This is a genomic window from Amycolatopsis alba DSM 44262 (genome assembly GCF_000384215.1).
GTDB lineage: Bacteria > Actinomycetota > Actinomycetes > Mycobacteriales > Pseudonocardiaceae > Amycolatopsis > Amycolatopsis alba.
Window position 1 is genome coordinate 798,345 of record NZ_KB913032.1, and the last position, 13,690, is coordinate 812,034.

At 69.1% G+C, this 13,690-nt stretch carries 12 protein-coding genes; 1 reads left to right on the forward strand and 11 read right to left on the reverse strand.

The features are described 5' to 3' along the window. Window positions 1-3: 3 nt before the first annotated feature. From AMYAL_RS0103560 to AMYAL_RS0103570, 3 genes are all read right to left on the reverse strand, one after another. Window positions 4-267 carry an acyl carrier protein gene (locus AMYAL_RS0103560; protein WP_020629932.1) on the reverse strand — a complete coding sequence of 88 codons (264 nt, stop codon included), beginning with the start codon at window positions 265-267 and terminating at the stop codon, window positions 4-6. Beyond that, window positions 260-1,909 (reverse strand): fatty acyl-AMP ligase, encoded by a 1,650-nt coding sequence (locus AMYAL_RS0103565; RefSeq protein WP_020629933.1) that lies wholly within the window; start codon window positions 1,907-1,909, stop codon window positions 260-262. Before AMYAL_RS0103565 ends, AMYAL_RS0103560 begins: the two co-directional genes overlap by 8 nt. 161 nt (window positions 1,910-2,070) lie before the next feature. Further along, on the reverse strand, window positions 2,071-2,691 hold the full coding sequence (locus AMYAL_RS0103570) for a DUF6801 domain-containing protein (protein ID WP_020629934.1): 621 nt from the start codon (window positions 2,689-2,691) through the stop codon (window positions 2,071-2,073). Window positions 2,692-3,088: 397 nt separating this feature from the next. Between AMYAL_RS0103570 and AMYAL_RS0103575 the strand changes: the two genes are divergently transcribed. Then, window positions 3,089-4,213 (forward strand): S1 family peptidase, encoded by a 1,125-nt coding sequence (locus AMYAL_RS0103575; protein WP_020629935.1) that lies wholly within the window; start codon window positions 3,089-3,091, stop codon window positions 4,211-4,213. Between the two features lie 63 nt (window positions 4,214-4,276). Here AMYAL_RS0103575 and AMYAL_RS0103580 read toward each other — a convergent pair whose 3' ends face one another. The 8 genes from AMYAL_RS0103580 to AMYAL_RS0103615 all read right to left on the reverse strand — a co-directional run bounded on the left by AMYAL_RS0103580 (window position 4,277) and on the right by AMYAL_RS0103615 (window position 13,643). After that, a complete protein-coding gene (locus AMYAL_RS0103580; protein ID WP_020629936.1) occupies window positions 4,277-5,761 on the reverse strand; it encodes an AMP-binding protein in 1,485 nt (494 codons plus the stop codon). After that, window positions 5,758-6,558, reverse strand: coding sequence for a phytanoyl-CoA dioxygenase family protein (locus tag AMYAL_RS0103585; RefSeq protein ID WP_020629937.1), 801 nt, complete (start codon window positions 6,556-6,558; stop codon window positions 5,758-5,760). The genes AMYAL_RS0103580 and AMYAL_RS0103585 overlap by 4 nt, the downstream gene beginning before the upstream one ends. Window positions 6,559-6,596: 38 nt before the next feature. After that, window positions 6,597-8,360, reverse strand: a complete 1,764-nt coding sequence (gene asnB / locus AMYAL_RS0103590) for an asparagine synthase (glutamine-hydrolyzing) (RefSeq protein ID WP_020629938.1) — start codon at window positions 8,358-8,360, stop codon at window positions 6,597-6,599. A 4-nt stretch (window positions 8,361-8,364) separates the two neighbouring features. Next, on the reverse strand, window positions 8,365-10,032 hold the full coding sequence (locus AMYAL_RS0103595; RefSeq protein WP_020629939.1) for a non-ribosomal peptide synthetase: 1,668 nt from the start codon (window positions 10,030-10,032) through the stop codon (window positions 8,365-8,367). Between the two features lie 23 nt (window positions 10,033-10,055). Continuing rightward, the gene (locus AMYAL_RS0103600; RefSeq protein WP_026466709.1) at window positions 10,056-10,805 is read right to left on the reverse strand and encodes an SDR family oxidoreductase; all 750 of its coding nucleotides are present in this window, start codon (window positions 10,803-10,805) and stop codon (window positions 10,056-10,058) included. Further along, a complete protein-coding gene (locus AMYAL_RS0103605; protein ID WP_020629941.1) occupies window positions 10,802-11,632 on the reverse strand; it encodes a fumarylacetoacetate hydrolase family protein in 831 nt (276 codons plus the stop codon). Before AMYAL_RS0103605 ends, AMYAL_RS0103600 begins: the two co-directional genes overlap by 4 nt. A gap of 13 nt (window positions 11,633-11,645) precedes the next feature. Then, window positions 11,646-12,686: a beta/alpha barrel domain-containing protein gene (locus AMYAL_RS0103610; RefSeq protein WP_020629942.1), complete on the reverse strand. Its 1,041-nt coding sequence runs from the start codon at window positions 12,684-12,686 to the stop codon at window positions 11,646-11,648. 180 nt (window positions 12,687-12,866) lie between these two features. Then, window positions 12,867-13,643: a 2OG-Fe dioxygenase family protein gene (locus AMYAL_RS0103615; protein ID WP_020629943.1), complete on the reverse strand. Its 777-nt coding sequence runs from the start codon at window positions 13,641-13,643 to the stop codon at window positions 12,867-12,869. Between the last annotated feature and the right edge of the window lie 47 nt (window positions 13,644-13,690).

Sequence of the window (13,690 nt, forward strand, 5' to 3'; positions counted from 1 at the left end):
TTCTCAGCGCCTTTCGTCGGATCCGTCGGCCTTACCGTCGAGTGCCTCTTCGAGCACTTCCGCCACCGACCCGATGTCGATGAACCGGTCCAGCTGGTCCAGATCAATCCTCACATCGTGGTAGATCTCCAGCGCCGACAGGAGTTTTATGCGTCCTTTGGAGTCGATGCCCAGCTCTTCGAGCGGTGCGTCGAACTCGATTTCGGCGGGATCAAGCCGGAAAATCTCACTGACGACCTTCACGACCTGCGCGCGGTGATCACCCACGGGGCCGACTATAACGCGCCTTCGCGGCCGCTCGCGCCACCTTGCCACTGGAAGTGCGCGGAAGGTCACCAGAGGGAACCAGACGGACCGATCGCAACGTCAGATCATGTTCACGTGACACCGCCCGCAATACCACTCTGGTGACTTCTTTGACATCCGCTTCGGCATTCTTTGCCCATTCGGCTACCAACATCGCCCCTTCACCCATTTCGTCCGACACGCCGAATGCGGCGACGCGATCGCGGCGGATCGCCGGATGCGCTTCGCCCGCCACCGCCTCGATGTCCTGCGGATGGAAGTTGCGGCCGTCGATGACGATGAGATCCTTGAGCCTGCCGGTGATGTAAAGGTCACCGCGATGGAACACGCCGAGGTCGCCGGTGCGGAGCCAGCCGCCGACACCGTCGAGTTCTCCTTCGAACGCGGTGGCGTCGCCGCGACCCCAGTAGCCGTCGGCGACGTTCGGTCCGTGGATCCAGATCTCCCCGGTCAGGCCGTCGGGTCGCGCGACCCCGTCGCGGACGATCCGGACCCGCTGCCCGAGGGGACGGCCGACCGAGACGAGCCCCTGACCATCGGGGACTTCGATCGCGCGGCCCTGCGCGAGGGCTTCCCGGTCGAACACCGCGCCTCGCGGTCCTTCTTCCCCGGCGCTCGCGACGTACACGGTGGCCTCGGCCAGGCCGTAGGACGGGCGGTGGGCTTCGGGCCGGAAGCCGCGCGGGCCGAAAGCCTCATGGAACCGCGCGACCGTGCGCGGCTGGACCGGTTCGGCGCCATTGAGCGCGACCCGCACGTCGGAGAGATCGAGGTCGTCCCCCACCTCGTCGGCGGCGTCCGCGGCCAGGTCGAACGCGAAGTTCGGCGCGGCAGTGAACACGGCCGGGTGATCGGCGAGCTGACGCAGCCACCTCGCGGGCCGCCGGACGAACTCGGCGGGCGACATGAACACCGACCGCGCGCCGGCGTGGACCGGCAGGCAGAGAAGCTGGATCAGGCCCATGTCGTGGAAGAACGGGATCCAGCCGGCACAGGTGGTGCCCTCGTCGACGGCGTAGGCCCGGCTCGCCTGCCAGCAGGCGGCGGCGACCGCCCGGTGCGGGATCACCGCACCGGCGGGCTCCCGCGTCGACCCGGACGTGTACTGGAGGTACGCGGGGCTCTCGGGGGTGACGGGGAGCGGCTCGGCGCCCGGCCCGGAGAGTTCGTCGACCAGGATCAGGTGTTCGGGCGCCCCGGCTTCACGGACTTTCGCGGCGGCGGCCGAGGAGGTCAGCCAGACCCGCGCGCCGCAGTCCGCCAGCACTCCGGTGAGCCTGGCTCGCTGGGCGGCGCTGCCCGGCGCCATCAACGGCACGGCCACGAGCCCGGCGGCGAGCGCGCCGAAGAACGCCAGGGGGTAGTTCAGGTCCTGGCCGGTGAGCACGGCGGCACGATCACCCGGTCGCGTGACCTCTCGCAGCGCTCCCGCGACCACCCGCACCCTCGAGGCGAAGTCCGCCCAGGTGACCGTGTCGTCCACCCCGGCGCTGTGATCCTGATGCGTGAACAGCGGTCGCTGGTCGGTCTCGCGAGCGAACAACCGCTCGACGATCGAGGTGCGCAGCACCTGCTCCGGAACATCCACCGGCGACGCGGTCATGTCCCGCAACCTACTGGAACGTCGGGGCGCTTGCCCGACCGGGAAGCGTGCTCGGCCGCCGGTGCGTTCGGGGGTCCGTGAAGGCCTCCTCGAAGGTCCATCCATGCCCCCGCCGCCGCCCTCAAGGAGGCCTTCACGGACTTGCGCTCGGGAGGGAGGGGTCAGTTCACGGTGACGGTGGCGAGGGAAGCGTCCTGGCCGGGGTCCATGCCGCACGGCAGGTCGAAGGTGCCGAGATCCGTCGGCGTCCCGTCCGCCCGCTTCGGCGTGACCTTCCCGGTGAAACCGCCGCCAACGGTGAACACGATCGACCCCGGTTTCTTCACGGTGAGCCCTGGGATCGGACCGGTGATGACGATCCCCAGCGGCCCGTCCTGCGGTACGGCGGTCACCGGGAAACCCAGGCCGTTGAGCGTGACACCGAGTTCGGTGCCGTTGTAATCGACGCCGACGTTCGCCGACGCGGTCCCGTCGATCGTCGCGGCGCCGATCAGGTTCAGTGCGGAGACGATGTCCCCGTCGAGGGAGACGGCCACGGAAAAGCCGGTGACGTCGATCGGGGTACCGACGGCCACCGCCTCGGGAAAGGTCGCGGTCACCGCGGCGGTGACCTGACGTGCGCCGATGAGCGGCATTTCGCAGGTGAAAGTCAGGTTCTTGGTCACCGGCCCGGCGGCGGGGGCGGCGGAGGCGACACCCGAGGGCAGGGTGACGGCGGCTCCGGCGAGGACGAGCGCGGTCGCGATCCGGGCAAGGGGTCTCAGGGAAGAGAAACGCGTCATGGAAATCCTCCGGTCGGGAATTCGGGGAGAAAGAATGACGAAATCCGGGAAAACGTTACGACGCCCGGAACCGGTCAACAACACACCAACGCGCTCGTATCGATTCAGGCGTTCTTGCCCCCATTTTTCTTGTCATTCGGAGACGATTTCACGATCCCGTTATTACCAGGTCCAGGAATCGAGTGTGGCCGCGCCCGGCGCCGTCGGTGTCGCCGGGCACCCTGATCGGAAGCGGCGGCCGTGAGAGCGGAGCCCTGCCCGCCCGGCCACATCGTTCGAAGTCGTTTACTCTTGTTAATTTCGGACAGAAGACCGGACAATTCTCGCCATCTCCGAACCTTTGGCCGCACACTCGACGGGCAGTGTGTTTCTTTCCCCCGGCCTTGGAGGAGTCACCATGCGTCGAAGAATCGCCCTGGCACTCGGCGGAGCCGCCGTCCTGACCGCGAGTCTCGCTTCCGCCGCCCTCGCCCCGGTCGCGCAGGCTTCCCCCGGACTGCTCGCCGCCCTGCAGCGGGACCTGGGGCTCACCGCCGCACAGGCCTCGACCAGGCTCGCCCAGGAAATGACCGCCTCTCGCGTGCTGCCCGCGGCGCAGCAGGCCGCCGGTGCGGCGTTCGGCGGTGCCTGGTTCGATCCGGCGCGCGGCAAACTCGTCGTCGGCGTCACCGATCCCGCCGCGGCTTCCGCCGTCCGCCAGGCCGGTGCCGAGCCCACCTCGGCCACGATCAGCTCCGCCGCGCTCGACGCGGCGAAGGCCGAAATCGACTTGTCGGCCAAGCGCCACCCCGCACCCGCCGCCGTCAGCGGCTGGCGTGCCGACCCGCGCAGCGGCAGTGTCGAGGTCGCCTTGCGGCCCGGCGCCCAGGGCGCCGATGTCGACGCCTTCCTCGCCACGGCACGGAAAGCCGGTCCGGTCACCGTGGTCACCGCGCCGAAGGCCGAACCGTTCGCGGCGGGCACCGTCGGCGGCGACCCGTACTACATCAACGGGAACACCCGCTGTTCGATCGGGTTCTCCGTGCAGGGCGGCTTCGTCAGCGCGGGGCACTGCGGCGGCACGGGCAGCTCCGTCGTCGGCTGGGACGGCTCGGCCATGGGCAGCTTCGCCGGTTCTTCCTTCCCCGACAACGACTACTCGTTCATCCGGATCGGCAACGGCTGGTGGACCGCGCCGGTCGTCCTCGGCTGGGGCACGGTGAGCGACGCGCTGGTCCGGGGATCGTGGGTCGCGCCCGTCGGCACCTCGGTGTGCCGGTCCGGTTCGACGACGCACTGGCACTGCGGCACCGTGCTGGGGCAGAACGAGACGATCAACTACTCGCAGGGCGCGGTGCACCAGATGACCCGCACCAACGTCTGCGCGGAACCCGGCGACTCCGGGGGTTCCTTCATCACCGGTGACCAGGCGCAGGGGGTCACCTCCGGCGGCTGGGGGAACTGCGGTTCCGGCGGCGAGACCTGGTTCCAGCCGGTGAACGAGATCCTGCAGCGCTACGGCCTGTCCCTCGTCACCGCGTAGACCGAAGTCCGTGAAGGCCTCCTTCCCTACTCTCAGGGTAGGGAAGGAGGCCTTCACGGACTTTCAGAACATCGCCCGCAGCTTCGCCCGGTCGATCTTCCCGTTCCGCGTCGAAGGCAGGGCGTCGAGTTCGGTGAACTGCTTCGGCACCATGAACCGGGGCAGCCCGGAGGCACACGCGCGGGCCAGCTCGTCCTGATCGACGACAGAGCCGGTCACGCTGGTGTAGAACGCCACCAGCTGGGTGGAGGCGCCGGCCTTGACCCCGACGACCGCCGCCCGGCGGACCCCGGCGACCCCGGCGAGCACCGCTTCCACCTCACCCGGCTCGACCCGGTAGCCGTTCACCTTGAGCTGGTCGTCGAGCCTGGACAGGAAATGGAACCGGGAGCCGTCGAAGCGGACCAGGTCGCCGCTGAAGTAGCAGCGGCGCGTCCCGCCGTCGCGGTGGCCGACCTTCCGGAACTTCTCCGCGGTGAGCTCGTCGTCGCCGAAATACCCGATCCCGACACAGTTCCCCGCGATGATGAGTTCGCGGGTCTCGCCGGGAGCGAACGGGCGCAGCTGACCGTCCACATGGCACAGCAGCTCCGCGTCGACGACCGCGGTGCCGATGGGCGGCCGGTCGGGCCAGTTCGTGACGTCACCGGTCAGCCGGTACTGGGTGACCACGTGCGTTTCGCTGGGCCCGTACTGGTTCACCAGCGTGAGCGCACCGTCGGCGCAGAACTTCCGCACCTCGTCGTTGATCACGAGCTGTTCGCCCGCCACCGAGATCTCCCGCAGGCTCGGTGTCTTCTCCCCGGCGACGCACGCGGCCGTCGCCAGTCCGTGCAGCCCCACCACCGGCTGGAAGAGCCGGGCGGCGTCGTGCTCGCGGATGATGTCGAGCAGGGTGAACGGGTCCAGCCTGTCGTGATCGTTCACCACGATCAGGGTCGCGCCGGCGAGCCAGGTCGCCACCATGTCCTCGTACACCATGTCGAAACCGATGGACGACATGTGCAGGGTGTTCGGCGGCCGGTCGTGGCTCCACCGCCGCAGGTGCCAGTGCCCCAGGTCCGCCAGGACGACCGGCGGCACCGCGACCGCCTTGGGCTCGCCTGTCGACCCCGAGGTAGGAATGACGTAGCAGACCGGACCGGTCGCGACCTCGTCCCGTTTCGCTCCCCGGATCGAGGCGAACGTGTGCTCGGGGATACCCGCCCCGACCGGCGCGCAGTCCCCGTCCCGCAGGATCATCGCGCAGCCCGCGCCGCTCACCAGTTTCCCGGTCCAGGCGGGCGGCATGGCCGGATCGATGGACAGCACGCCCGCTCCGACGCGCCATACGCCCAGTACCACCGCGCACCGGTTCCACGAACGGGTCCCGTGCACGTCGACGACGTCACCGGGGCCGACACCGCGTTCGGCGAGCCCGCCCGCGATCTCGGCCGACAGCTCGGCGAGTTCGCGGTAGGTGTGGGACACGCCGTCGTCGACGACCGCGACGGCTTCCGGATTCCGGGCGATGGCCTCGATCAGCGATCGGATCAGCGGGGCACTCATGCGATCAGGCCTCCGTCGACCGGCTCCAGGGGCCGGTAGTCACGAGACGCCACGAATTCCGGCCGCGGGCTGGGCACTTCGCGCAGTTCGTTGTCGACACTGTTGTAGCTGACGAAAGCCATGGTCCGGTCGCTGGGCGACATGTTCGCGCCGGAGCCGTGCGCGATGCAGGGGTGGAAGAACAGCAGGCTCCCGGCGCGGCCGACGACGGACCGGATCTCCGAACCGGCGGTCACCTTGGCCATCTGCTCGGAATCCAGCGCGAACTTCAGCTTCGCCGACAGATCGGCCTCCCACTGCGAAGTGGCTTCGGATTCAGGGCGCCAGCTGGAGATCTCACCGTCGCGATGCGAACCGGGCACGACCAGCAACGGTCCATTGTGCTCGGTCGCGTCGTCCAGCAACAGCGCGACGTTGACCGCCCGCGGCTCCGGCATCCCGTCCTTCTGCCCCCAGACGCTGTAGTCCTGGTGCCACTGCCAGACCTCCCCGCGCAGCGCCCGCTTGGCGTTGACCTTGCACTGGAACACGTGGACCTTGCTCTCCAGCAGCTCCTCCGCCGCCGCCAGCAGCTCGGGCAACCGCACCAGCCGGGAGAACAGCGGGCCCGTGGTGTGGCAGCCGTGGATGCCGCGCACCGTGGTCCCGTCCTCTTCGAAGATGCGCCCCGGATGCTCGGTCGCGTAGAGATCGGACACCTCGCGGCGCAAGGCGGCGATGTCGCCGTCGTCGAAAACGTCTTCGAGGAGCAGGAACCCTTCGGACCGGTATTCCGCTATCTGACTTTCCGTGAGCATGGCTCGGTTACCTCTCTCCGTGAATGTGTGGTGCCCGTTCATGTCCGGAGCCCCAGTTCGTCGATCACCGCGCTGATGCTGATCACGCTCAGCCGCGCGTCCCCTTTGCCCCCGGCCTCGATCCGGTCGAGCGCGTCCGCGCGGAAGACACCACCGGCGGCGACCAGATCCCGCCAGCCGTCCATCAGGTCGTCCTGGTCGAGGGCGCTCAAGGCGTGGGCGGTGAAACCCTGCTTCGCGCGCCGCAGAACCGATTCCGGGACGATGCCCGCATACGCCGACTTGAGGCAGGCCTTGCCCTCGAAGTCGACGACCTTCTCCTCGTCGCCGATCCGCAGTGCCAGCTCGACGACGGGATTGCCGAGGAACGGATACCGGCCCTCGACGGAGTTGGCCATCAGCATCGCGTCGCCGTGGTCGCCGAGCAGATGCCCGCCCAGTTGCACGGAGACGTCGGCCACCGACCGCAGCTGCATCGGGGTGAGGGCCGAGACCTCGTCGTCGGAGAAGGGAATCAGCCTGTCTCTCCAGAATTCCTGGCCACCGAGCGCTTCCCGGCTTTCCGGGGTCAGGACGGCCCGGCGCCCGTCCACCTTTCGCCAGTCGACTTCCCAGGCGAAATCGGCGCGCCCCCAGGCACTCTCGTTCTCCTCGCGGCGCTGGTGCGGCTTCCTGCGCTGCCCGTCGAACGCGTACGAGTCGTAGCCGAAGAACAGCTCGTCGGCTCCCTCTCCCGAAAGCACGCCTTTGATCCCGCTGAACCGGACTTCCCGCGAAAGCATCAGGGCCGCGACGTTGTAGGTCTCCCGCTGCGGGGAACAGCAGTGCCGCACCATCCGTTCGAATTCGGTGGCGATGTCCTTGGCGAGGCAGGAAACCTCGACGTGCTCGCTGCCGACGGCCTCGGCGATCTCGCGCTGGAACCGATGCTCGTCCAGCAGCGCGTCGCCGAACACCGCCGAGTACGTGCGAAGCGGTTTCCCCAGGGCCGCGGCGGCTTCCACGACCAAGGTCGAGGAGTCGAAGCCTCCGCTGAGGTACGCCCCGATCTCGACGTCGGCACGGAGACGATCACGCACCGCCTGCCGGACCCCGTGGCGGATCTCCTCCGCGGTCACCGGGGCCCCGCCCGTCTCGAACTCGCCGTACCGCCAATACCGGACCGTCCGGTGCCCGCCGTCGCCGAACCGCACCACGGTCCCCGGCGGAACGGCGCGGACGTCCCGCACCAGCGTGCGCGGCGGGACGATGTTGCCGAGCTGGAGATACTGATCGACCGCGCCGAGGTCCAGTCGCCCGCTGCCCGGCACCGACCGCACGAGCGGTCCCAGCTCCGAGCAGAAATGCGTCCGCCCGCCCTGCCCGGTGTAGTAGAGCGGGCAGATGCCGAACCGGTCCCGGCCGAGGTGGAGGGCGTTCTCGGCCCGGTCGTGGATCGCGGTGGCGAACTGCCCGTCGATCAGGGCGAGCCCGGCGGGCCCGTAGCGCGCGAACAGTTCAGGGATGACGGCCACGTCGACGCGATTGGCGGTCCGCTCCATGCCGAGCCGGGTGCGCAACTCGGCGGCGTTGTAGATCTCGCCGTTCGTGATGGCGGCGAACCGGCCGCTCGCGTCCTCGGCGGGCTGCCAGCCGTCCTTGAGCGCGGTCATGCCGAGGCGGCCGAGTTTCGCCGAGAGCACCGGGGTGTTCAGCGAATAGGTCTCGTCGGGTCCGCGATGGGTGAGCCGGGAATGCATGGTCGCCGCGATGGTCCGATCGACCTCGCCGTCCGGCGCGAAAGTCCCGCAAAGGCCGCACATGGCGCTACACGCTCCGCTCTCGCAGCTGATCCGTGAGCACGCGCAGATCTCCGGCGCGCAGGACGTCACGCACCCCCGCGTCCAGCCAGCCCAGCTCGCGCAGCTTCGCGACCAGGATCAGCGTCGACGCCGAATCGCCGCCCAGCGCGAAGAAGTTGTCCTCCAGCGAGGCGTCCCCGACGCCGGTGAGGCGGCGGACGAGGGTGATCACCTGCCGATCCGGGCCCGGCGCCCCGTCTTCGCCGAGGATCCGGTTCCCCCGCAGGGCATCGCGGTCGACCTTGCCGTTGACGGTGTACGGCAGCGCGTCGACGCGTTCGAGCACGGAAGGAATCTTGTACGGGTCGAGGACCCCTTCCAGATGCCTCCGGAGTTCCCTCGGGTCGGCGTCACCCAGGTAGTAGCAGACCAGGGCGTCGTCACCGGCGACCTCCGAACCGTCGTGCGATTCGACGGTCAGAACCGCCTCGGCGACCGATTCCGCCTGGCACACGACGTTCTCGAGCTCGCCGAGGTCCAGCCGGTAGCCGCGGACCTTCACCTGGTGGTCCAGCCGTTCGACGAAGTACAGGCCGCCGTCGCGGAGCTCGGCGACGTCACCGGTCCGATACTCCGTGCCGTCGCCGAAAGGCCGCACACCGTGTTCGGTCAGATAGCCGGCGGCGACCGCGGAGCCGGTGATCACGATCTCGCCCCGGTGCACAGGGCCCCCGGCCGACGCGGGCGAATCGTCGATGTCGCGCAGGTGGTAGCCGCAGTCACCGATCAGGTCGCCGAGGGGAACGCCGTCGCGGCAGCCCTCCGGGTCGAGCGGACCGCTCAGCAGATTGCACACCGTGGTTTCCGTCGCGCCGTAGGCGTTGTGCAACGCCGCCACCGCGGACCATTTGGCGACCACCGCGGGACGGCACGCCCCGCCGCCGTTGATCACGTGGCGCAGCCGCATCGCGGCACTGGGCTCCGTCGCGGTCAACGCGAACGGAGTGGTCTTGAGGTGGGTGATCCCGAAGCGCTCCACCGTGTCCCGCAACTCGGCGCCGGGTGCCAGGCGTGCTTCGTCGAGCACCACCAGGCAGGCGCCCGCGGTCAGGGTCCAGAGGATCTCGGTCATGCACCCGTCGAAGGTCAGCCGGGCGAATTGCAACGTCCGCGAGCCCGGCCCCACGGACAGCCGTTCCGCATGCTCCCGGACGACGACGGCGAGCGGTTCCGGGCGCACCAGGACGCATTTGGGTTCGCCGGTCGAGCCGGACGTCTGGATGGCGTAGCAGAGCTCCCCCTCGACGCTGGGGGTTCCGAGGGATTCCTTGGCACGCCAGGCTTCCGGGACGTCGGCGAGGTCGACATCGCCGTCCTCCCGAGACCGCGCCAGCCGCCGGACGCCGAGCAGCCGGACCTTCTCGGAGTTCGAAGACACGCTGTCCCGGCTGTCGAGGAAGACGAACGGGCGTCGTGCCCGGAGGGCCCCGACCATCGCCGTGATCGCGCCGAGGCCCCTGCCCGCCTCGATTCCGACGAACCCGCCGGGCGGGATCTCCGCGCGCAGCTCGTCCGCGAACACCTGGGTGAGCTTGTCGAACTCGCGATAGCGGACCGTCCGGTCCGCCGTCTGCACGGCGTCACCGTCCGGGTTCTCCCGCAGGGCGCGTTCGAAGGCGTCTACAAGGGACATGGGACTCCAGTTCCGGGGCATGATCACGCGGGCTTGAGGTAGCCGCCGTCGCAGCGGATCCCGGTACCCGTGATGTAGGCGGCGCGGTCGCTCGCCAGGAAGGTCACCAGCTCCCCGATGTCCTGGGGAGTGCCGTAGCGGCCCAAGGGAATCGTTTCGAGGACCTCGCCCCGCACCGATCCGGCTGACCGCCCGAGCCGCTCGGCGGTGGCCGCTTCGACCACGCGGAGCCGGTCCGTGTCGATCTTGCCGGGCAGTACGTGGTTGACCGTGATGCCGTACCGGCCGACGCTTTCGGCCAGCAGCTTGAGATAGGCCTGCACGGCGGCACGGGCGATGGTCGATCCGGCGAGGCCGCCGATCGGCACCGACAGCGAGGTGGAGGTGATCCCGATGAGCCGTCCCCAGCGGTTGCTCTTCATCGACGGCAGACACGCCTCGACGGCGCTGCGGACCGAAAGGAGCATCGACCGCACGGCCTCGTCCAGCTGCTCACCGGACAGCTGCTCGACCGTTCCGGGGCCGAATCCGGGCGTGTTCAGCAGGACGACGTCGTACGGGCCGTTCTCGGCGACCAGGTCGCCGACCCGCCGGGGGTCGCCGAAGTCGCAGGCGAACGAGTGGTGACCGGTCCCCGGCAGGTCCTCGGCCACCTCGGCGGCCCGGATCGCGTCCCGGCCGGTGACCGTGACCGCGTCGCCGGAAGCCGCCAGGCACCGGGCCACCCCGAGCCCGATCCCCTTGGTGCCGCACAGCACGAGCGCTCGCCTCATGGCCCGACGGGGTGGGTGAGGGTGCCCACGCGCTCGACCACGGCCCGCACGACGTCCCCGCCGTCGATCGGGACGGCGCCAGGGGTGCCGGTGCAGATCACCGTGCCGGGTTCGAAGGTCCGGCCCGCGGTGAAGTACTCCACGAGGTAGCCCAGGTCGTACTTCATGTCCCGCGGCGTCGCCTTCGCGATCACCTCGCCGTTGCGGACGGTGGAGATCCGGACCTCGTCCAGGCTGCCGCCGGGGAACTCGTCCAAGGTCACCAAGGCCGGGCCGATACTGCAGAACGTGTCGAACCCCTTCGCCCAGGGGATGTAGCGCGGGTTCTCGCGGATCGCGTCCTCCGCCGTCAGGTCGAGGACGGCCGTGACCCCGGCGATGACGGACCGCCAGTCGTCGCGGGACACGTTCTTGCAGCGGGTGCCCACGACCAGGCCCAGCTCCGCCTCCGCGGTGACCCGCCGCGACTGCGACGGCAGCCGGATGGTCCCGCCGTTGCCGATCAGGCAGGAGGACGGCCGCAGGTACGACCCCGGACCGCGGGCGGGCTGCTCGGTGGCCAGATCCTCCGAGTGCCGCCGGTAGTTGAGACCGGCGCCCCAGATGTCGGCGTCGCGGTCGGCGATGGTGGCGGCACCGGACAGGTCGACGTCGACCCCGTCGCCCGGCTGGGCCCTGATCCTGGCCGCCAGGTCGCCGAATCCCTTGTCCCCGACCACGTCCCCGATGCGGGTGAAACCTTCGTAGCCGCTGATCTCCCGCAGCGGGAACCACCTGTCGTCGATTCCCGCGACGATGTCCTGTCCGCTGCCCTTGGCCAGCTTCATCGAGCCAGTCCTCTCAGTTCGCCAGCTGGTAGTACCGGGGAGTGCCGTTGCCGGCGATCCGGGCCGCCGCGGCGTGGAAGTCGGCCGCGCGCGGGCTTTCCCCGGCGACCACGACCGCGGTCTCCATGAGCCGGGCCGGATCGGTGTGGAACTTGACCGCGAGCTCTTCGACCAGCGGGAAGAAGCCGGAGTGGATACCGATCACGCCACCGAGGACCTGCATCTTGCGGTCCTCGCCGATCACGTCCATGTTGACCCGGCAGACCTCGGCGAGTTCGGCCAGCGCCTGGTAGTCGAACCGGTCCGTGTCCAAGATCTTGAGGATCGCGGCGAGGGATTCGGTCGCGGCGTTGCCCGCCCCTCGGCCGATGCCGTTGAGTGTCCCGTCGAGAATCGTGGCGCCCGCCCGGAAAGCGGTGACGGTGTTGATGTTGGCCAGGCCGAGATTGTCGTGACCGTGGAAGCCCACGACGGGATACCGTTCGGCGACGGCGCCGACGTACTCCTCGACGGTCTCCGGGATCATCGCGCCGTAGGAGTCGACCACGTAGACACCCGCGATCTCCGGCCCGATCCCGTCCAGCATGTCGAGCAGCCGGTGGACCGGCGTGGCACTGGACTTCATCAGGTTGAGGTACACCTGCCCGCAGACGTCGGTGACCTGCCGCAGGTACGGCAGATGTTCCCGGACCCGGTCCGGCTCCACGCCGACGCGGACGAAGGACATGCCGCGGTCGCACATCTGCCGGATGGTCGAGGTCCGGGTGAACTCGGGCTGGGCGAACATCCCCCACGGTTTCGTGGCCAGCGTCGACCTGGCGAGTTCACACCAGCTGAAATGGTCGATGTTGCCCGCTTTGATCCCGGTGCGCTCGGCCTCCAGGCCGATCCCGTGCCCGATCTCGACCTTGGAAACGGGGGTCTCTTCGAGCCGGGCGAGCAGCTCGACCACGAAATTCTCGTCGAACTGGAAGTCGACGGCGTAGGCACCGTCGCGCAGGGTGCAGTCGAGCAGTTCGATCTCCGACGTGGCCCGCGATCGGCTGTCTTCCATAGGCTTTCGCCCTCCTCGGATCGGCTCGGAAAGGACTCGTGAGTGGTGACGGGGGTTAGCGCGGACCAGCATTTACCTACCCACGCCTGACCTGAGCGAAGGTGGCGGTTCCGCGGCTGTCGGGCAAATACGGGTCCGTCAGAACCGGCCTTGCCACTCACGAGGACGGGGTACTCCGCCTCAGATGTGCTGCCGCATCGGCGTGAAGTCGGTCAGGATCACCGCGCGCTCACCGGTCTCCGGGCCGGGCCCGCGTTTGATCGGGGACACGTAGTGGCTGACCTTCGCGTCGGTCACCCCGTAGGACTCCAGCGGCTTGACCAGTTCGAATTCGGCCAGCGCCTCGCCGTCGGGCACGTCCGCGGGCAGCAGGCCCCGGTACTTCGGCGGCGCGATCACGTTCCGGCCGCCCACGACGTTCTGGCGGTAGACGAGATGCGCGAAGACGAACGGTTCGCCGTCCTGGTGCAGTTCGTTGGGCGAGGAGATGGCTTCGCCGCCGTCGTCGTCCACGGCCAGCTTGATCAGGTGCACGCCGACGTGCAGCGGGAACGCCGCGTCGTCCTCCGACCACCGCGTCTGCGCGAAGTCGAAATCGAGGATCTCGCGGATGATCGGGTTGTTCCTTGCCGTTTCGCTCATGGCGGGCAGTTTGCGGACCACGCCGACGTACTCGGGATTGTGGTCGGCCTGGTAGTACCCGTTCATCCAGCCCTGGTCGCCGAAATGGGTGTCCGGAATCCAGCTGAACTCCCGTGACCACGGCAGATAAAGGCCGCGGGCATAGCGGCGGTTGCGTCCCGCTTCGGTCGCGTAAGGATCCGGCGGGAGGTCGACGAACTCGGTGAGAAGGCGCTGGAAGACACCGTCGGATTCGGCGATCCCGAATTCCTCGGCGAGGTCGTAGCGGGCGAATCCGTGCTCGACGAGAGCGGGCGTTTCGGTTGCCGTCTGCATGAACTGTCCCTAGCAGTAGTCGAAATGGTGAATGGCGGTGACGGGAA